Source organism: Streptomyces sp. NPDC002054 (assembly GCF_040296685.1).
Classification (GTDB): domain Bacteria; phylum Actinomycetota; class Actinomycetes; order Streptomycetales; family Streptomycetaceae; genus Streptomyces.
This window is the reverse complement of record NZ_JBEOXT010000003.1, coordinates 101,545-120,203: the sequence shown is the minus strand read 5'-3', so window position 1 is coordinate 120,203 and position 18,659 is coordinate 101,545. Positions and strand designations below refer to the sequence as shown.

Here is an 18,659-nt window from a genome sequence, read left to right as displayed (position 1 = left end):
CTCGCGCGGCGCGTTAGGCGGGTAGGGGCAAATCGGTGCAAGCTGGGGAAGGCCGAACGGCAGAAGACTCGGGCCGAAGGTCGGTCGGAGGTCGGTCGGAGCATTCCGGGCGTCGTGAGAGACTGGTCTAGACAACCGTAAGAACCTGAAGGGCATCACCATGGCAGAGCGCCGCGTCAACGTCGGCTGGGCCGAGGGCCTGCACGCTCGTCCCGCCTCGATCTTCGTCCGTGCGGCGACCGCTTCCGGCGTCCCGGTGACCATCTCGAAGGTGGACGGCAACCCCGTCAACGCCGGTTCCATGCTCGCGGTGCTGGGCCTGGGCGCCCAGGGCGGCGAGGAGATCATCCTCGCGTCGGAGGCCGAGGGCGCGGAGGTGGCGCTCGACCGCCTGGCGAAGCTGGTCGCGGAGGGTCTCGAGGAACTTCCCGAGACGGTCTGACCCTTCGGGTTCGTCCCGAGTCGTGCACACGTGGCGGAGCCGCGGCCCCGGAGGACGGGGGCCGCGGCTCCGATCGTTTTCCCCGCTTCCGCAATTCCGGATTACGGGCAACGGGGAATTCCGGCCGATGCCGAATTCACACCCGGCTCACACCCGGGCGGTAATACACCCGCTCTTTGTATACGGCTTCTGTTAATGCCGGCCGCTCGACATGTTTACGGCAGGTTGCGAAGTCCTCACCGGTCCGGCGCCCGACCTCCGCCCCCTCATCCGGTGCGCCTCGGCGGCCCGCTCCGCATGCGCCGCGGTCAGCGCCCGGGCCCGTTCCGCGTCGCCGCGGGCCACCGCGTCCACGATCGCCCCGTGCTCGGCCCAGGACTCCACCGGCTGGGCGGGCACCTGCACCGCGTACATCCAGGCCACCTTGTGCCGGAGCTGGGTGAGCAGGGCGATCAGCCCGGGGCTGCCGGAGGCCTGGGCCAGGGTCTCGTGGAACCAGCCTCCCAGGGCCCGCAGATCCTCGCCCTGGCCCTGCCGGGCCCGCTCCCGGCCCAGCCGGACCAGGCCGCGGAGCACCTTGAGGTGCGCGTCCGTGCGGCGCCGGGCCGCCCGCGCGGCGGCCAGCGGCTCCAGCAGCATCCGGAGCTCCAGCAGGTCGGCCGCCTCCTGCTCGGTCGGCTCGGCCACGCAGGCGCCCGCGTGCCGCCGGGTGGTGACGAAGCCCTCGGACTCCAGCGTGCGCAGCGCCTCGCGCACCGGGACCCGGGAGACCCCGTACCGGCGGGCCAGAAGTTCCTCGGTGAGTCTGCTCCCGGGCTCGAAGACTCCGGTGACGATATCGTCGCGGATTGCCGTACACACCGCGTGCGCAGGAATACGCAAGACCGGACCTCCGCTTAATGCTGGTGTCATTGTCCCGACTCTATTGCAGCACACGATTATTTCCGAGCGGAGACGGAAAACAAAAGAAGAAAACCCCCGGGCTCGGTGAGCCGGGGGTCTTCTTCGATGCTGCGGGTGCTGCGGGCCTGAGTCAGACCAGAGTCAGATGCTGACGCCGTGACTGCGCAGGTAGGTGATCGGGTTGATGTCCGAGCCGTAGTCCGCGCCGGTCCGGGCCTCGAAGTGCAGGTGCGGGCCGCTGGAGTTGCCGGTGGACCCGGACAGGCCGATCTGCTGGCCCGGGGTGACCTGCTGTCCCTTGGAGACGCTCAGGGAGAGGAGGTGGCCGTACTGGGTGTAGGTGCCGTCGGCGTGCTTGATGACGACGTTGTTGCCGTACGCGCCGCCCCAGCCGGCCTCGACGACCGTGCCGAGACCCACCGAGCGGACCACGGTGCCGGAGTCCGCGTGGAAGTCGATGCCGGTGTGGCTGCCGGAGGACCACATGCCGCCGCCGGCCTTGTACTGGGTGGAGACGTACGAGTCGCCCAGCGGGGAGACGAAGGTGTTCAGCCGCTTGCGCTCGGCCTCGCGCTCGGCGCGCTCCTTGGCTTCGCGCTCGGCCTTCGCCTTCGCCTCGGCCAGACGCTTCGCCTCGGCGGCCCGCTGCTGCGCCTCGGCCTCGGCCTGCGCCTTGGCGGCGGCAGCGTCGGCGGCGTGCTGCTGGGCCGCGGCCTGGGTCTCGATGTCGCCGGCCAGGTCGTCGCCGACCACGACGGCGTTGAGACCGGTGTCGAGATTCGCGTGATCGTTGTCCGCGGCGAAGGCCGGAGCTGCGAAGGAGCCGACGACACCGGTGGTGGCGAGGGCTGCGATCCCGGCTATGCCGGCGGTCTTCTTGCTCAGACGGCTGGAACCACGGTGCTTGCCGGAACCGGCGGCACGACTGCCGAACGCCATGAAGGGGCTGATCCTTTCCTTCCCTCTCGCCTACCGGGTTAGCTGACGGGTTCGGAGCAGGAAGGTCTCCTACGGCCCCCCTCTGGCGAGGCGGACCGATTCACCCCAGGGACTGATGTGGGTCCCCGGCTCCCCAGGCTCGCGCCTGACGGGGACTCGGCGATTGCTGCCCGGTGCCGCGGGTGCGGCGGTTACAGCTGACGGGCAGCGGGACCGACGCTAGGCGGATCATCAGTCAATCGCCAAACAGACGCGCCTTTTTGTTGCGTACGCCACACGGCATACGGGGAACCACTCCACTTAATCGGACATTAGGCGAGCAAAAGGGGTCTTGGCGGATGAACCACCAAGACCCCGTGCCAGACCCCATGCCGGAACCCGTACCTCCGGACGCCGTCCGGAGGCCAGTTGACGACCGTACGGTCAGTTGGCGACCACGGTGACCTCACCGATGCCGAGCGCCCGCACCGGGGCCTCGATCTGTGCCGCGTCGCCCACCAGGACGGTGACCAGACGGTCCACCGGGAAGGCGCTGACCACCGCCGAAGTCGCCTCCACCGTGCCGGTTTCGGCCATCCGCGCGTAGAACTCCGCCTGGAAGTCGTCCGGGAGCTGCTGCTCGACCTGGTCGGCGAGGGTGCCCGCGACGGAGGCGGCCATCTCGAACTTCAGCGGGGCCACGCCCACCAAGTTCTGAACCGCCACGTCCCGTTCGGCATCGGTCAGGCCGCCCTCCGCCAGCGTCCGCAGCACCTTCCAGAGGTCTTCCAGCGCCGGACCGGTGTTCGGGGTGTCCACCGAGCCGCTGATGGCGAGCATGGACGCGCCGGTGGCACCTTCCGGAGCCGTCGGGGCGGTGGAGCGCAGCACCTGCCCGAAGGAGCGGACGCCGTAGGTGTAGCCCTTCTCCTCGCGCAGCACCCGGTCCAGGCGGGAGGTGAGGGTGCCGCCCAGGCAGTACGTGCCGAGCACCTGCGGCACCCAGACGCGGTCGTGCCGGTCCGGACCGATCCGGCCGATCAGCAGCTGGGTCTGGACCGCACCGGGCCGGTCCACGATGACCACCCGGCCTGTGTCGTCGGCGGTCACCGCGGTGGCCGGACGCCGCGCCGCGCTGCCGCCGGTCCAGGCGCCCAGGGTGTCCGCCAGAACGGCGTTCAGGTCCGTGCCGGCGTAGTCGCCGACGATCACCGCGGTGGCGGCTGCCGGGCGTACGTGGGCCTCGTAGAAGGCGCGTACGGCCGCGGAGTCGATCCGGGCGACGGTCTCCGCGGTGCCCTGGCGCGGCCGGGACATCCGCAGCGCGGCCGGGAAGAGCTCCTTGGACAGCTGCATGGCGGCCCGGCGCGCCGGGTTGGCCAGCTCGTGCGGGATCTCGTCGAGCCGGTTGCGGACCAGGCGGTCCACCTCCTCGTCGGCGAACGCGGGGGCGCGCAGCGCCTCGGCGAGCAGCGCGAGGGCCTTGGGCAGCCGGGAGGCCGGGACCTCCAGGGAGACCCGGACGCCCGGGTGGTCGGCATGCGCGTCGAGGGTGGCTCCGCAGCGCTCCAGCGCCGCGGCGAACTCCTCGGCGGAGTGCTTGTCGGTGCCCTCGGACAGCGCCCGGGCCATGATGGTGGCCACCCCGTCCAGGCCGGCCGGCTCGGCGTCCAGCGGGGCCTCGAGGATGATCTCGACGGCCACCACCTGCTGGCCGGGCCGGTGGCAGCGGAGCACGGTCAGGCCGTTGTCCAGGGTGCCGCGCTCGGGGGCCGGGAAGGCCCACGGGCGGGCCTCGCCGGCCTGCGGCTGCGGGTGGAAGGTCATCGTGACGGCTGCGGTGTCGCTCACTGCTCCGCCCCCTCGTTCTCGTCGTTCGCGTCGTTCGCGTCGTTCTCGCCGTCGCCGTTCTCCTCGGCCAGCGGCTCGTACACCAGCACGGCCCGGTTGTCGGGGCGCAGCCGGGCGGCGGCCACGGCCTGCACCTCCTCGGCCGTGATGTCCAGCACCCGGCCGACGGCGGTCAGCGCCAGCTGCGGGTCGCCGAACAGCACGGCGAACCGGCACAGTTCGTCGGCCCGGCCGGCCACCGTGCCCAGCCGGTCCAGCCATTCGCGCTCCAGCTGGGCCTGGGCGCGCTCCATCTCCTCCGCGGTCGGGCCCTCGGCGGCGAACCGCGCGAGCTCCTCGTCCACGGCGGCCTCGATGTCGGGCACCTCGACGCCGCCGGAGGTCTTCACGTCCAGCCAGCCCATGGAGGGGGCCCCGGCCAGCCGCAGCATGCCGAAGCCGGCCGCGACGGCCGTCTGGTCGCGGCGTACCAGACGGTTGTGGAGGCGGGAGGACTCGCCGCCGCCGAGGATGGTCAGGGCCACGTCCGCGGCGTCGCAGTCGCGGGTGCCGTCGTGGGGCAGCCGGTAGGCGGCCATCAGAGCGCGGGCCGGGACCTTCTCGACGATCTCCTCGCGCAGCTGCTCGCCGATGATGTCGGGCAGCGTGCCGTCCCGCGGCGGCTGCTTGCCGTCGTGGCCGGGAATGCTGCCGAAGTACTTCTCGATCCAGGCGAGGGTCTGCTCGGGGTCGATGTCGCCGACCACCGAGAGCACCGCGTTGTTGGGCGCGTAGTACGTGCGGAAGAAGGCGCGGGCGTCCTCCAGGGAGGCCGCGTCCAGGTCGGCCATGGAGCCGATCGGGGTGTGGTGGTACGGGTGGCCCTCCGGGTAGGCCAGGGCCGTCAGCCGCTCGAAGGCGGTGCCGTACGGAACGTTGTCGTACCGCTGGCGGCGCTCGTTCTTGACGACGTCGCGCTGGTTCTCCATGGACTCGTCGTCCAGGGCGGCCAGCAGCGAGCCCATCCGGTCCGCCTCCAGCCACAGGGCGAGCTCCACCTGGTGGGCGGGCATCGTCTCGAAGTAGTTGGTGCGCTCGAAGCTGGTGGTGCCGTTGAGGGAGCCGCCGGCACCCTGGACCAGTTCGAAGTGCCCGTTGCCCGGGACGCTCGCCGAGCCCTGGAACATCAGGTGCTCGAAGAGGTGAGCCAGACCGGTACGGCCCTTGACTTCGTGGCGCGAGCCGACGTCGTACCAGAGGCAGACCGCGGCGACCGGGGTCAGGTGGTCCTCGGAAAGCACCACGCGCAGGCCGTTGGCCAGCCGGTGCTCGGTCGCTGTCAGGCCGCCGGAGGCGGTCTGCTCGGTGGCCGTGTGACCCATGGGCATGTGGTCCCTTCGATGGCGATGCTGGGATTCCTGTCAGACCTGTCACTGTATGCAAGCGCGTCGACCCGTGGAGAAGTTCCCGGGTCACTTCCCCCGGGACTCCATCCGGGGTACCCCCAGGGTCGGAGTCGGCGTTGTCAGAGCGTGGGGCCACAATGGTCCGCGTCAGACCCAGCCCGATCAGCCCGACCAGCCCGCCCGATCAGCCCGATCAGCCCGGTCCACTTGGATAAGGAGCGCCGCAGCGATGGCCCGCCGCAGCACGAAGACCCCGCCGCCGGAGGATTTCGAGGAGAAGATCCTCGACATCGACGTCGTCGACGAAATGCAGGGCTCCTTCCTCGAGTACGCGTACTCGGTGATCTACTCCCGCGCCCTGCCGGACGCCCGGGACGGCATGAAGCCGGTGCACCGCCGGATCGTGTACCAGATGAACGAAATGGGCCTCCGCCCCGACCGCGGGTACGTCAAGTGCGCCCGCGTCGTCGGCGAGGTCATGGGCAAGCTGCATCCGCACGGCGACGCGTCGATCTACGACGCGCTGGTGCGCATGGCGCAGCCCTTCTCCATGCGGCTGCCGCTGGTCGACGGCCACGGCAACTTCGGCTCCCTGGGCAACGACGACCCGCCGGCCGCCATGCGGTACACCGAGTGCCGGATGGCCGACGCGACCTCGCTGATGACCGAGTCCATCGACGAGGACACGGTCGATTTCACGCCGAACTACGACGGCCAGGAGCGGGAACCGGTCGCGCTGCCGGCCGCGTACCCGAACCTGCTGGTCAACGGGGCCTCCGGCATCGCGGTCGGCATGGCCACCAACATGCCCCCGCACAACCTGGGCGAGGTCATCGCCGCCGCCCGGCACCTGATCCGGTACCCGCATGCCGATCTGGAAGCGCTGATGCGCTTCGTACCGGGTCCGGACCTGCCGACCGGCGGCCGGATCGTCGGCCTGTCCGGCATCAAGGACGCGTACGAGAACGGCCGCGGCACCTTCAAGATCCGCGCCACCGTGGCGGTGGAGAACGTGACCGCCCGCCGCAAGGGCCTGGTCGTCACCGAACTGCCCTTCACGGTCGGTCCCGAGAAGGTCATCGCGAAGATCAAGGACCTGGTCGGCTCGAAGAAGCTCCAGGGCATCGCCGACGTCAAGGACCTCACCGACCGTTCGCACGGCCTGCGCCTGGTCATCGAGATCAAGAACGGCTTCCACCCGGAGGCCGTACTCGAGCAGCTCTACAAGCTGACGCCGATGGAGGAGTCCTTCGGCATCAACAATGTGGCGCTGGTGGACGGGCAGCCGCTGACGCTGGGCCTGAAGGAGCTGCTGGAGGTCTATCTCGACCACCGCTTCGAGGTCGTGCGGCGGCGCAGCGAGTTCCGCCGGACCAAGCGCCGGGACCGGCTGCACCTGGTCGAGGGCCTGCTGGTGGCGCTGGTCGACATCGACGAGGTCATCGCGCTGATCCGGGAGAGCGAGAACTCGGCCCAGGCGAAGCAGCGCCTGATCGAGCGCTTCTCGCTGAGCGAGATCCAGACCCAGTACATCCTGGACACCCCGCTGCGCCGGCTCACCAAGTTCGACCGGCTGGAGCTGGAGTCGGAGCGCGACCGCCTCACCGGCGAGATCGACGAGCTGACCGGCATCCTGGAGTCCGACAGCGAGCTGCGCAAGCTGGTCTCGGCGGAACTGGCCGCGGTGGCGAAGAAGTTCGGCACCGAGCGGCGTACGGTGCTGCTGGAGTCGGCGGGTGCCCAGCCGGCCGCGGTCCCGCTGGAGGTCGCGGACGACCCGTGCCGGGTGCTGCTGTCCTCCACGGGCCTGCTCGCCCGTACGGTGACGGCGGAGCCGCTGCCCGAGGGCGACGGCAAGCGGACCCGGCACGACCTGATCGTCTCGCAGGTGGCGGCGACCGCCCGGGCCGAGGTCGGTGCGGTCACCTCGGCCGGCCGGCTGCTGCGGCTGTCGGTGATCGACCTTCCGCAGCTGCCGGACACGGCGGCGGCCCCGAACCTGGCGGGCGGCGCCCCGATCACCGAGTTCCTGTCCGCCCTGGAACCGGACGAGAAGGTGGTCTGCCTGCTCTCCCTGGACGAGGCGAACTCGCAGGGTCTGGCGCTGGGCACCGAGCAGGGCGTGGTCAAGCGGGTGGTGCCGGACTATCCGGCGAACAAGGACGAGCTGGAAGTCATCACCCTCAAGGAGGGCGACCGGATCGTGGGCGCGGTGGAGCTGCGCACGGGTGAGGAGGACCTGGTCTTCATCACCGACGATGCCCAGCTGCTGCGCTACCCGGCCGGGCAGGTGCGCCCGCAGGGCCGGCCGGCCGGCGGCATGGCGGGCATCAAGCTCGCCGGGAACGCCAAGGTGATCCATTTCTCGGCGGTGGACCCGGGCGCGGAGGCGTACGTGTTCAGCGTGGCCGGCTCGCACGGCACCCTGGACGACTCGGTGGCCACGGCCAAGCTCACCCCGTTCGACCAGTACCCGCGCAAGGGCCGGGCCACCGGCGGCGTGCGCTGCCAGCGGTTCCTGAAGGGCGAGGACATCCTGACCCTGGCCTGGGCGGGGCACTCCCCGGCCCGCGGGGCCGCGGCGAACGGCACCCCGGTGGACCTCCCGGAGCCGGACCCGCGCCGCGACGGCTCGGGCACGCCGCTGACGACGGCGGTGGCCGTGGTGGCGGGAGCCCCGCTCTAGGGGATGCCCGTCGGATGAGGTCCGGGGCGGTGTTCCGCCCCGGACCGTTCCTTCCGCCCGGATCCTGCCTGACCGACCCTCAATTACAGTCGGTACAGCACCGAAGTCGGGGGGAAGGCACAGCGGATGAGCCGACGATCGAGCGGGCTGGTCGGCATCTGGGCCGAGGCTCAGCGCCAGCAGCACCAGGCGCAGCTGATGCAGCAGCGGGAGCTGGAGCGCCGGCAGCGCGCGTACGAGCGTGAGGCCGCCCGCGACCGCCGCGAGCAGCGGGCCGCGTACCGGCAGCACCGGGAGGCCGAGGCCCGGAGGCGGACCGAGGAGATCGAGGCGCAGGTCGCCCGGTTGCAGGGGATGCTGGCGGCCGGCTGCCGGACGCCCGCGTTCCGGCTGGCCACGATGCACCGCCCGGAGGAGATCGAGCCGTTCGCCCCCGGCACGCTGGCGCAGCCGGTTCCCATGCCGGAGCTCAGGTCGTTCCAGGACCCGGGCGGCTGGGGCGTGGGCGCCGCCCACCGGGCGCAGGCCGAGCGGGCGGCCCACGCCCGCTACACCCAGGCTTGGCAGGCGGCCCATGCCGAGGAGACGGAACGCCGGCAGCGGCTGGCGGCGTACCGCGCGCAGTACGACCGGTGGGCGGCCGAGCGGCTCGCCGAGATCCGCCGGCACAACGAGGGGCTGGCCGAGCTGGGCGGGGCGCTGCGCGCCGGGGATCCGGAGGCGGTGGTGGAGTACTTCTCCGCCGCGTTGTACGCGTCCACGGCCTGGCCGGAGGAACTGCCCAGGCAGCTGGCCGCGGCCTACGACTCCGGGGCCCGGCAGCTGGTGCTGAGCTGGCAGCTGCCGAAGTACGGGATCGTTCCGGAGGCCAGGGCCGTCCGGTACATGCCGACCGCCGACCAGGACAGGGAGACGGCCCGCCCGGTGACCCAGCGGCGGGCGCTGTACCGGGACGCACTGGCGCAGTGTCTGCTGCTGGTGGTGCGCGAACTGTATGCGGCGGACGGGTTCCGGGCGCTGGAATCGGTCGTCGTCAACGGTTTCGTGGACGACCACGATCCGGTGACGGGACGGGAGGCGCAGATCGTCCTGGCCTCGGTGACGGTGGCCCGCTCCGTGTTCGACGGACTGCACCTGGAGCAGGTCAGCGCCGTGGACTGCCTGGTGGAGGGGCTCCGCGGGCAGCTTTCCGCGCGCCCCGACCAGCTGGCCGCCGTCCGCCCGGGCCGGATGCCGGAGGAGGTGGGCGCCGGCGTGGTCACCCATGGCGGGGCGGTCGCGGAGGGCGATCCGGATCTGTACGAGATGGACCCGATCGCCTTCGAGGGCTTGGTGGCCGAGCTGTTCCGGGCCATGGGCATGCAGGCGGTCACCACACAGCGGTCGGGCGACGGCGGGGTCGATGTCGAGGCGCTGGACCCGGCGCCGATCCGCGGCGGACGGATCGTGGTCCAGGTGAAGCGGTACCGGAACACGGTGCCGCCGACGGCCGTCCGTGATCTGTACGGGACGGTCCAGGGCGCGGGGGCGAACAAGGGCGTGCTCGTGACCACCTCCTCCTTCGGGCCGAGTTCGCGGACGTTCGCGGAGGGCAAGCCGCTGGAGCTGGTGTCCGGGCCGGAGCTGGTCGAGCTGCTGCACCGGCACGGGCTGCGCGGGCGGCTGGGCGGGGCGACCGCCGGTGCCAGCGCCGACGCCGACGGTGGTGCCGGCACCGGCGGGATACCCGAGCGGCGTGCGGTCGAGGACCACAACGTTCTGGGGCTGTCCTGGGCGGGTGCGGTGGCGCTGGACGTGTGCGCGCTGGTGTGCACCGGCAACCGGGTGCTCGGCGACGACCACTTCGTCTACTTCAACAATCCGCGTACCCCGGACGGTTCGGTCCGGGCCGGGACGCACACGGCGCCGGACAGGGCCGCGATCGAGGTGGCCTTCGACGCGCTGCCGCAGACGGCCGACCGGCTGGTCCTGGTCGCCGCGATCGACCCGGAGGTCAATCCGGATGCCGACCTCTCGGGCTTCACCGACGCCGGCATCCGGCTGCTCGACGCGGCGGGAGCGGAACTCGGCCGGCTCGCCGTCTCCGACGGCCGGCCCGGCGAAACGGCCCTGGTGCTGGGCTCGTTCCGGCGCCGGGCGAGCGGAGACTGGGATTTCGTGTCGGGCGGCAAGGGCTACCGGGGCGGGCTGGTGGACCTGTTGGCGGACTACGGCATCGAGGTCGCCTGAGCTTCCTCGGGCTCCCGGGACACGTACCGCAGGACGCCCCACATGGTGTCGGGGCTCTGGAGTTCCGGCTCGGGCTCGCGGCACGCCGCGAGCCCGGCGAGCAGCGCGGGGCCGTCCGCACCGGAGCCGATCAGGACGAGCTGGGTCCGGCGGGGTTCGGCGCGGCCCCAGGGCTGCGGGGTGAAGCGCAGGAACCGCCCGACGGCGTGGATCTCGTACCGGTCGTCGTGGCCGGGGACGCCGAAGTGGACGTAGCCCTTGATGCGGTAGAGGCCGGCGGGCCGTGCGTCGAGGAAGTCGATGAACCGGCGCGGGCTGAGGGCCTGCTCGGAGACGAACTCGGTGCTCTCGTACCGGCTGTGGGCGTGCTCGGCGTGGCCATCATCAAATTCGGCCATCAGGTCCTCGAAGGAGAGCTGGCCGCGGGTCTCGGTCCACGGCCGCCGGTCGAAGAGGAGCTCCGGGTCGATCCGGCCGTGATCCGCAGGGACCACCGGGGTGCCGGGGCAGAGCCCGGCCAGCACCGTCTCGATCCGCGCCCGCTCCTCCGCCGCCACCCGGTCGGTCTTGTTGAGGACGACCAGGTCGGCGACGGCAAGGTGGCGGTCGGTTTCGGGATGCCTGGCCCGGGTGGCGTCGAACTCGGCGGCGTCCACCACCTCGACCATCCCGCCGTACCGCACCGCGGGGTTCTCACCGGCCATCAGCATCCGGATCAGCTCCTGCGGCTCGGCGAGTCCGCTGGCCTCGATCACGATGACGTCGATCCGGTTCGCGGGACGCGAGAGCCGCTCCAGGTAGACGTCGAGCTCGCTGCCGTCCACCGCGCAGCACAGGCAGCCGCTGCCGAGCGACACCATCGAGTCCCCGACCTGGCCCGCGACCTTCATCGCGTCGATCTCGATCGATCCGAAATCGTTGACCACCACCCCGATCCGGGTGCCCCGGCTGCTCTTGAGGAGGTGGTTGAGGAGGGTGGTCTTGCCGGATCCGAGGAATCCGGCGAGGACGACGACGGGGATGGGCTGCCTGCTGTTCACCCGGACGATCGTAGTCAGGCGGCGGGCGGAACGGGCTGTGGCGGGGTGGGGCCGACGTACCGGGCGGCCGGGCGGATGATCTTCGAGTCGGCGGCCTGTTCCAGGATGTTCGCACTCCAGCCGACCACCCGGGCCACGCAGAAGGTCGGGGTGAACATCTCGCGGGGCAGCCCGCACAGCTCCATGACCACGCCAGCGTAGAACTCGACATTGGTGTGCAGCTCGCGGCCCGGCTTGAGCTCGGCGAGGATCGCCTCGACCTGCGCCTCGACCTGCACGGCGAAGTCGACCAGCGGCCCGCCGAGCTGCACCGCGATCTCCCGCAGCATGCGGGACCGGGGGTCCTCGGTGCGGTAGACGGGGTGGCCGAATCCCATGATCCGCTCCCCGGCCGCCACCCGCTCGCGGATCCACGGGCCGATCCGTTCGACGGTGCCGATGGCGTCGAGGGTGTCCAGGGCCCGGCTCGGGGCGCCGCCGTGCAGCGGTCCGGAGAGCGCGCCGACCGCACCAGTGAGGCAGGCCGTGACGTCGGCGCCGGTGGAGGCGATGACGCGGGCGGTGAAGGTGGAGGCGTTGAAACCGTGGTCGACGGTCGAGATCAGGTAGCGCTCGACCGCCCGGGCCCGGACCGGGTCGGGCTCCTCGCCGGTCAGCATGTAGAGGTAGTTGGCGGCGTACGGCAGGTCCTCGCGCGGCTCCACCGGGGCGAGCCCCTGCCCGAGCCGGTACAGGGCGGTGAGCAGGGTCGGCACCGCCGCACAGGCCGCCAGCGCATCGGCGGCCCGGCGTCCGGGGTCGAGGTCGTAGACGGGGCGGAAGCCGGCCGAGGCGCCGAGCAGGGAGAGCGCGGTGCGCAGGCCCGCCAGGGGCCCGGAGAGCGCGGTGGCCCGGGCCAGGGCGGGCAGTGCCTCGCGGACGTCTGCGGGCAGCCGGCGGAGGGGGGCCAGCTCGGCGGCGAAGGCGGCGCGCTCGGCGGGCCCGGGCAGGGTGCCGCGGAACATCAGGTGCCAGACGTCCTCGAAGGACCGGTGGGCGGCGAGGTCGACGGCGGAGTACTGGCGGTAGTGGTAGAAGCCCTCGCGGCCTCGGACGTCACCGAGTTCGGTCTCGGTGACCACGACGCCCGCGAGCCCGCGGGGCACTGCGACGGTTGTGTTCATGACCCGACCATCCATCCTTGACTGAGTCACTGTCAATATTGATCGAATCAACATGTATAGGGTGGATGCATGAATGACCGGCTCACCACTCGCGAGGCTGCCGAGCTGCTCGGAGTCAAGCCCTCCACGGTGTACGCGTACGTCAGCCGCGGCCAGCTCAGCAGCCGCCGCGACCCGGTGGGCCGGGGCAGCACCCTCGATGCCGCCGAGGTCGCCGCGCTGGCCCGGCGCAACCGCCGGGAGGCGGCGGCCCCGGCCGGGGAGCTCTCCGTACGCACCGCGCTGACCCTCATCGAGCCCGACCGGTACTGGTACCGCGGGGTGGACGCCGTGGAGCTGGCCGGCCGGTACAGGTACGAGGAGGTCGCCGAGTGGCTCTGGACCGGGCTGCCGCCGCGCGGGGCACGGTTCACGGCGCCGCCGGAGCTGCTGGCCGCGGCCCGGCGGGCGGTGTCCGCGCTGCCGGAGCACAGCGGCCCGGTCGACCGGCTGCGGGTGGCCACGGCCGCGGCGGCGGTGGCGGATCCGCTGCGCCACGACCTGTCGGAGCAGGCCGTGCTGGGCTCCGCACGGGCCCTGATCCCGACCCTGGTCGGCGCGCTGCCGCCCGCGGCGGGACGGCCGGACGGGACTGAACGCGAAGACGGCGAGGACGGCGAGGACGGCGGGGATGGCAGGAACGGCGAGGACGGACCGCTCGCCGAGCGGCTGTGGACGCGGCTGACGGCCCGGCCGGCCGATCCCGCCGCGGTCGCGGTCCTCGACCTCGCGCTCGGCCTACTGGTCGACCACGACCTGGCCGCCTCCACCCTCGCCGTACGGGTCGCCGCCTCGGCCCGCGCCCATCCGTACGCCGCCGTCTCGGCCGGCCTCGGGGCACTCGAAGGGCCGCTGCACGGCGCGGCAGGGCGGCTGGCCCACCGGATGCTGCGGGACGTGCTGGAGCAGGGCGGAGCGGCACCGGTGGTGGCGGAGCACCTGCGCGCCGGCCGCCGGGTGCCGGGACTCGGGCACCGACTGTACGCGGGGGAGGACCCGCGCGCCGGGGCGCTGTTCGCCCGGCTCGCCGAGCTGGACACGGCCGCCCCGGCGCTGGCCGCCGCGCGGGACGTGGTCGCGGTGACGGCCCGGCAGGGCCGCGGGCTGCACGCCAATGTGGACCTGGCGCTGGCGGTGCTGACGGTGTCCTGCGGGATGCCCGCGGAGGCCGGCGAGACGGTGTTCGCGGTCGCCCGCACGGCCGGCTGGATCGCGCACGCCCTGGAGGAGTACGGGGAACGCCCGCTGCGGATGCGCCCGAGCGGCCGGTACACGGGCCCGCGCCCACCCCAGCCCCTGCCATGACCCGACGCGCCCGGCCCGCCCCGCCCGGCCGGGCCACCCGGCCACCCGGCCCGCGCCCTGCGGCGCCGGAAGATCCGGAGGAAGAGATTCCGGTGGCCGGTTCCCTCCGGGCCCCGGCCGCCTTACCGTTCTCGGTCATGAGCACCCGGCGCGCGCTGCGACTCCCCCGGCGGGCGGTCTCCCAGATCCTGCTGACCCAGCTGGCCATCGCCGCCGGGGTCGCCGTGCTGGCCACCGGACTCTTCCTGGCCCCGCTCAGTGCCCAGCTGGACGACCAGGCGATGCGGCGCGCCCTCGCCATCGCCCAGAGCACGGCCGCCGACCCGGACATCTCCGCCGGTCTGCTGACCACCGCCGCCACCGCGGACACCCCGGTCCAGGCCGCCGCCGAACGCATCCGCCAGGCCACCGGCGCCGAGTACGTCGTCGTCCTCGACCGGAACGGCATCCGGCGCTCCCACCCCAGCCCCGAGCGGATCGGCCTGCCCGTCTCCACCGACCCCAGCGAGGCCCTGGCCGGCCACGAGGTGATGGAGATCGACGAAGGGACCCTCGGCCGCTCCGCCCGCGGCAAGGTGCCACTGCTCGCCGAGGACGGGGAGCTCGTCGGCGCCGTCTCCGTCGGCATCGCCTACGACAGCGTCCGCGACCGGCTGCTCGGCGCCATCCCCGGCCTGCTCGCCTACGCCGGCGGAGCCCTGGCCGTCGGCGCCCTCGCGGCCTGGCTGATCTCGCGCAGGATCCAGCGGCAGACCCGCGACCTGGCCTTCTCCGATATCGCGGGGCTGCTGGCGGAGCGCGAGGCGATGCTGCACTCCATCCGCGAGGGCGTGGTGGCCCTCGACCGCCACGACCGCATCCGGCTCGTCAACGACGAGGCCGCCCGACTGCTCGGCCTGGACCCGGGCGCCCTCGCCGGACGCCGGCTGGACGAGGTCCTGGGCGACGGCCGCACCACCGACGTCCTGACCGGCCGGGTCACCGGCCACGACCTCCTTGCCGTCCAGGGCCCCCGGGTCCTGGTCGCCAACCGGATGCCCACCGAGGACGGCGGTGCCGTCGCCACCCTCCGCGACCGCACCGAGCTGGAGCACCTGGGCCGGGAGCTCGACTCCACCCGGGGCCTGATCGACGCCCTGCGCGCGCAGGACCACGAGCACGCCAACCGGCTGCACACCCTCCTCGGCCTGATGGAGCTCGGCCTGCACGAGGAGGCGGTGGACTACGTGACCGAGGTCGTCGGCGTGCACCGCAGCACCGCCGAACAGGTCACCGAGAAGGTCCACGACCCGCTGCTCGCCGCCCTGCTGGTGGGCAAGGCCACGGTGGCCGCCGAGCGCGGTGTCTCCCTGCGGCTGGCCCCCTCCACCCTGCTGCCCGACCGCCTGGTGGACCCGGGCGGCCTCGTCACGATCCTCGGAAACCTTGTGGACAACGCACTGGACGCCTCGGCGGGGTCGCCCGAGCCACGGGTCGAGGTGGAACTGCACGCGGAGGGGCACGCCGCCGTGCTGCGGGTGCGCGACAGCGGCCCCGGAGTCCCCGCCGCCCGGCGCGAGGAGATCTTCACCGAGGGCTGGTCCACCAAGCAGCCCAAGGCGCACCGCGAGCGCGGGCTGGGGCTCGCCCTGGTGCGGCGCCTAGCGGAACGGCAGGGCGGCAGCGCCCGGGCCGGTGAAGCAGCGGACGGAGGGGCGGAGTTCTCCGTCGTACTCCCGGAGGCCCTGCGATGACCATGGTTCCGGATGGGGTCCGGGATGAGCTCCCGGACGGGGTGATCCACGTATTGGTCGTCGACGACGACATGCGTGTTGCCCGGATCAACGCGGCGTACGTGGCAAAGGTTCCCGGTTTCCACGTGGTGTCCCAGGCCCATTCCGCCGCCGAGGCACTGGCGTTCCTCGCATCCGGCCGGCCCGTGGACCTGATCCTCCTGGACCACTACCTGCCCGACGAGAACGGCCTCGACCTGGTACGCCGGCTCCGCCAGCTCGGCCGCAAGACCGACGTGATCATGGTGACGGCGGCCCGCGACCTGGCCACCGTCCAATCGGCCATGCGGCTCGGCGCCCTGCAGTACCTGGTGAAGCCCTTCACCTTCGCCGGCCTGCGCGGCAAGCTGGAAGCGTACGGCGCCCTGCGCCGCACCCTGGACCTGGGCGGCGAGGCCGAACAGGCCGAGGTGGACCGGATCTTCGGCGCGCTGGCCGGCGCGGCAACCCCGGTGGACCTCCCCAAGGGCCACTCCCCCACCACCACCGAACTGGTCCGCCAGGTCCTCCGTTCGGCCGACGGCCCGCTCTCCACCCAGGAGGTCGCCGACCGCGCGGGCATCAGCCGGCAGACCGCCCAGCGCTACCTCAAGCTCCTCGACCGCGCCGGCCGCGTCCGACTCACCCTCCGCTACGGCGAAACCGGCCGCCCGGAACACCGGTACGCCTGGCTCCCGGCCGGTACCGGCAGCAGCCCCTGACACCGCCCCGGCCCGGGCGGGCCGGCCCGCGTCACACCGCCCCGGCCCCGGTCAGCGCCCGCACCTCGGTCTCGGCGTGCTTCGCCGCGTCCGGCACCTCCCCCGAGGTGACGGTGCCCAGCCAACCGGCCAGGAAGCCCAGTGGGATGGAGACGATCCCCGGGTTCTGCAACGGGAACAAGTGGAAGTCCACACCCGGGAACAGCGCGTCCGGACTGCCGGAGACCACCGGCGAGAACACCACCAGCAGCACGGCCGGAACCAGGCCGCCGTACACCGACCAGACAGCGCCCCGCGTGGTGAACCCGCGCCAGAACAGCGAGTACATCAGCACCGGCAGATTGGCCGAGGCCGCCACCGCGAAGGCCAGGCCCACCAGGAACGCCACGTTGAGGTCCTGGGCCAGCAGCCCCAGCGCGATCGCCACCGCCCCGATGCCCACCGCCGCCACCCGCGCCACCGCGACCTCGCTGCGCTGCCGGGCATTCCTGCGCCGCAGGGAGGCGTACAGGTCGTGGGCCACCGAGGCCGAGGAGGCCAGGGTGATCCCGGCGACCACCGCAAGGATCGTTGCGAACGCGATGGCGGCCACGACAGCGAACAGCACCGCGCCCCCGGTGCTGCCCGCCCCGCCGCCGAGGAAGGCGGCGAGCAGCGGGACCGCGGTGTTCCCGGAGGCGTTGGAGGCCCGTACGGCATCCGGCCCCACCAGGGCCGCCGCCCCGAAGCCCAGCACGATGGTCATCAGGTAGAAGCCGCCGATGAGCGCGATCGCCCACACCACCGAGCGGCGGGCCGCGCGCGCGGTCGGCACGGTGTAGAAGCGGGACAGGATGTGCGGCAGGCCGGCGGTGCCCAGCACCAGGGCCAGGCCGAGGCTGATGAAGTCGAAGCGCGCGGTCCAGTCGCCGCCGTACCGGAGCCCGGGCCCGAGGAAGGCGGCGCCGTGGCCGCTGCGCTCGGCGGCGCTGGTCAACAGCTGGTTGAAGTCCCCGTGGAAGCGGATCAGGACCAGCACGGTCAGGGTGATCGCGCCGGCCATCAGCAGGACCGCCTTGACAATCTGGATCCAGGTGGTGGCCCGCATGCCGCCGAAGGAGACGTAGATCACCATCAGCGCGCCGACCCCGATCACGGTCCAGGTCCGCGCGGCGGTACTGCTGTTGCCCAGCAGCAGGCCGACCAGGCTGCCCGCACCGACCATCTGGGCGACCAGGTACAGCACCGAGACGGTGACCGAGGAGGTACCGGCGGCGATCCGGACCGGGCGCTCGCTCATCCGCGCCGCGACCACGTCGGCGAGGGTGAACCGGCCGCAGTTGCGGACCAGTTCGGCGACCAGGAAGAGCACGACCAGCCAGGCGACCAGGAAGCCGACCGAGTAGAGCATGCCGTCGTAGCCGAAGAGGGCGATCAGGCCGGAGATCCCGAGGAAGGAGGCGGCGGACATGTAGTCGCCCGCGATGGCGAAACCGTTCTCCAGCGGGGAGAACAGCCGTCCCCCGGCGTAGAACTCCTCCGCCGAGCCGTGCCGGTTGCGGCTGACCCAAGTGGTGATGCCCAGCGTGACCGCGATGAAGACGCTGAACAGGACGAGGGCCAGCGTCTGATGTTCGGTGGTCACCGGCCGGCCCCCCGGCTGTGTTCCTGGTCGAACACCGTCCAGCGCAGTTCCAGCGCCGCGCGGTCCCGGCGCAGCCGGGCGTGGCGCGCGTAGGCCCAGGTCAGCAGGAAGGTGCTGAGGAACTGGCCGATTCCGGCCAGCAGCGCCACGTTGACGGCACCCAGGACCGGTCGGGCCATCAGGCCGGGGGCGGCGGTGGCGGTGACCACGTACGCGAGGTACCAGAGCAGGAAGGCGAGGGTGGCGGGGACGACGAAGCGGCGGTAGCGGCTGCGCACTTCCTGGAAGACGGCGCTGCGTTGCACCTCCAGATAGATCTCCGCCGCACCGGCACCACCGGCACCACCTGCCGCGCCGCCGGCCCGGCCCGCCGGGTCTGCCTGCTCCTGCGCGCGGTCGCCCGCGCCCTCACCGGCGCCGCTGCCCTCGCCCTCACCCCAGCCGGCGGCCAGCGCGTCGTACCAGGGGTCGTCGAGCCGGATCGTTCCGGCATCACGACCATCGTGCTTGTCCACCGAACTCTCCTTGTCCGTGGCCGCAGTGGCCACGTGTCCCCAAGGATGTGCGGAGTGACTGATTCCGGACTGGTGTACCGACGCAC

The 18,659-nt window shown here is 72.5% G+C and carries 14 protein-coding genes and 1 riboswitch; of the genes, 6 read left to right on the top strand and 8 right to left on the bottom strand.

Translation table 11 applies throughout. From position 1 onward, the window contains the following. The first annotated feature begins 160 nt into the window (after positions 1-160). Entirely contained in the window at positions 161-442 is a 282-nt protein-coding gene (locus tag ABT123_RS03735; protein WP_351309286.1) for an HPr family phosphocarrier protein, read from the top strand. Positions 443-634: 192 nt separating this feature from the next. Here ABT123_RS03735 and ABT123_RS03730 read toward each other — a convergent pair whose 3' ends face one another. The 4 genes from ABT123_RS03730 to ABT123_RS03715 form a co-directional block, all read right to left on the bottom strand. Beyond that, entirely contained in the window at positions 635-1,324 is a 690-nt protein-coding gene (locus ABT123_RS03730) for a GntR family transcriptional regulator (protein WP_351309283.1), read from the bottom strand. 162 nt (positions 1,325-1,486) lie between these two features. After that, complete coding sequence (locus tag ABT123_RS03725; RefSeq protein ID WP_351309281.1) at positions 1,487-2,284, bottom strand: M23 family metallopeptidase; 798 nt, start codon at positions 2,282-2,284, stop codon at positions 1,487-1,489. Positions 2,285-2,296: 12 nt separating this feature from the next. Further along, positions 2,297-2,456: riboswitch (cyclic di-AMP (ydaO/yuaA leader) on the bottom strand. Between the two features lie 251 nt (positions 2,457-2,707). After that, the gene (locus tag ABT123_RS03720) at positions 2,708-4,090 is read right to left on the bottom strand and encodes a M16 family metallopeptidase (RefSeq protein WP_502970859.1); all 1,383 of its coding nucleotides are present in this window, start codon (positions 4,088-4,090) and stop codon (positions 2,708-2,710) included. A 20-nt stretch (positions 4,091-4,110) separates the two neighbouring features. Then, entirely contained in the window at positions 4,111-5,475 is a 1,365-nt protein-coding gene (locus ABT123_RS03715; protein ID WP_351309275.1) for a M16 family metallopeptidase, read from the bottom strand. Positions 5,476-5,728: 253 nt separating this feature from the next. On the opposite strand from ABT123_RS03715, the gene ABT123_RS03710 reads away from it, so the two are divergent. Together ABT123_RS03710 and ABT123_RS03705 are read left to right on the top strand one after the other, a co-directional pair. Continuing rightward, positions 5,729-8,185, top strand: a complete 2,457-nt coding sequence (locus ABT123_RS03710; RefSeq protein ID WP_351309272.1) for a DNA gyrase/topoisomerase IV subunit A — start codon at positions 5,729-5,731, stop codon at positions 8,183-8,185. Between the two features lie 126 nt (positions 8,186-8,311). Continuing rightward, positions 8,312-10,414: a restriction endonuclease gene (locus ABT123_RS03705; protein ID WP_351309269.1), complete on the top strand. Its 2,103-nt coding sequence runs from the start codon at positions 8,312-8,314 to the stop codon at positions 10,412-10,414. Here ABT123_RS03705 and ABT123_RS03700 read toward each other — a convergent pair. Next, positions 10,393-11,454 (bottom strand): CobW family GTP-binding protein, encoded by a 1,062-nt coding sequence (locus tag ABT123_RS03700; protein ID WP_351309266.1) that lies wholly within the window; start codon positions 11,452-11,454, stop codon positions 10,393-10,395. The two genes, ABT123_RS03705 and ABT123_RS03700, sit on opposite strands and share 22 nt — an antisense overlap. Positions 11,455-11,468: 14 nt before the next feature. Further along, complete coding sequence (locus tag ABT123_RS03695) at positions 11,469-12,632, bottom strand: citrate synthase (protein ID WP_351309263.1); 1,164 nt, start codon at positions 12,630-12,632, stop codon at positions 11,469-11,471. A 54-nt stretch (positions 12,633-12,686) separates the two neighbouring features. On the opposite strand from ABT123_RS03695, the gene ABT123_RS03690 reads away from it, so the two are divergent. The 3 genes from ABT123_RS03690 to ABT123_RS03680 all read left to right on the top strand — a co-directional run bounded on the left by ABT123_RS03690 (position 12,687) and on the right by ABT123_RS03680 (position 16,434). After that, positions 12,687-13,961: a citrate synthase gene (locus tag ABT123_RS03690; RefSeq protein ID WP_351309260.1), complete on the top strand. Its 1,275-nt coding sequence runs from the start codon at positions 12,687-12,689 to the stop codon at positions 13,959-13,961. Positions 13,962-14,098: 137 nt separating this feature from the next. Next, entirely contained in the window at positions 14,099-15,694 is a 1,596-nt protein-coding gene (locus ABT123_RS03685; RefSeq protein ID WP_351309257.1) for an ATP-binding protein, read from the top strand. Between the two features lie 41 nt (positions 15,695-15,735). Beyond that, positions 15,736-16,434 carry a DUF7342 family protein gene (locus ABT123_RS03680; RefSeq protein ID WP_351309742.1) on the top strand — a complete coding sequence of 233 codons (699 nt, stop codon included), beginning with the start codon at positions 15,736-15,738 and terminating at the stop codon, positions 16,432-16,434. A gap of 31 nt (positions 16,435-16,465) precedes the next feature. Here the strand turns inward: ABT123_RS03680 and ABT123_RS03675 are convergent, their stop codons facing one another. Together ABT123_RS03675 and ABT123_RS03670 are read right to left on the bottom strand one after the other, a co-directional pair. Continuing rightward, positions 16,466-18,058 carry a monocarboxylic acid transporter gene (locus ABT123_RS03675; protein ID WP_351309254.1) on the bottom strand — a complete coding sequence of 531 codons (1,593 nt, stop codon included), beginning with the start codon at positions 18,056-18,058 and terminating at the stop codon, positions 16,466-16,468. After that, positions 18,055-18,573, bottom strand: coding sequence for a DUF485 domain-containing protein (locus ABT123_RS03670; protein WP_351309251.1), 519 nt, complete (start codon positions 18,571-18,573; stop codon positions 18,055-18,057). The genes ABT123_RS03675 and ABT123_RS03670 overlap by 4 nt, the downstream gene beginning before the upstream one ends. Positions 18,574-18,659 lie beyond the last annotated feature (86 nt).

Excerpts from the sequence above, each read along its gene's own strand:
- ABT123_RS03735 (WP_351309286.1), top strand. The coding sequence starts at position 161 with ATGGCAGAGCGCCGCGTCAACGTCGGCTGGGCCGAGGGCCTGCACGCT.
- ABT123_RS03725 (WP_351309281.1), bottom strand. The coding sequence starts at position 2,284 with ATGGCGTTCGGCAGTCGTGCCGCCGGTTCCGGCAAGCACCGTGGTTCC.
- ABT123_RS03720 (WP_502970859.1), bottom strand. The coding sequence starts at position 4,090 with ATGACCTTCCACCCGCAGCCGCAGGCCGGCGAGGCCCGCCCGTGGGCC.
- ABT123_RS03715 (WP_351309275.1), bottom strand. The coding sequence starts at position 5,475 with ATGGGTCACACGGCCACCGAGCAGACCGCCTCCGGCGGCCTGACAGCG.
- ABT123_RS03710 (WP_351309272.1), top strand. The coding sequence starts at position 5,729 with ATGGCCCGCCGCAGCACGAAGACCCCGCCGCCGGAGGATTTCGAGGAG.
- ABT123_RS03705 (WP_351309269.1), top strand. The coding sequence starts at position 8,312 with ATGAGCCGACGATCGAGCGGGCTGGTCGGCATCTGGGCCGAGGCTCAG.
- ABT123_RS03695 (WP_351309263.1), bottom strand. The coding sequence starts at position 12,632 with ATGGATGGTCGGGTCATGAACACAACCGTCGCAGTGCCCCGCGGGCTC.
- ABT123_RS03690 (WP_351309260.1), top strand. The coding sequence starts at position 12,687 with ATGAATGACCGGCTCACCACTCGCGAGGCTGCCGAGCTGCTCGGAGTC.
- ABT123_RS03685 (WP_351309257.1), top strand. The coding sequence starts at position 14,099 with ATGAGCACCCGGCGCGCGCTGCGACTCCCCCGGCGGGCGGTCTCCCAG.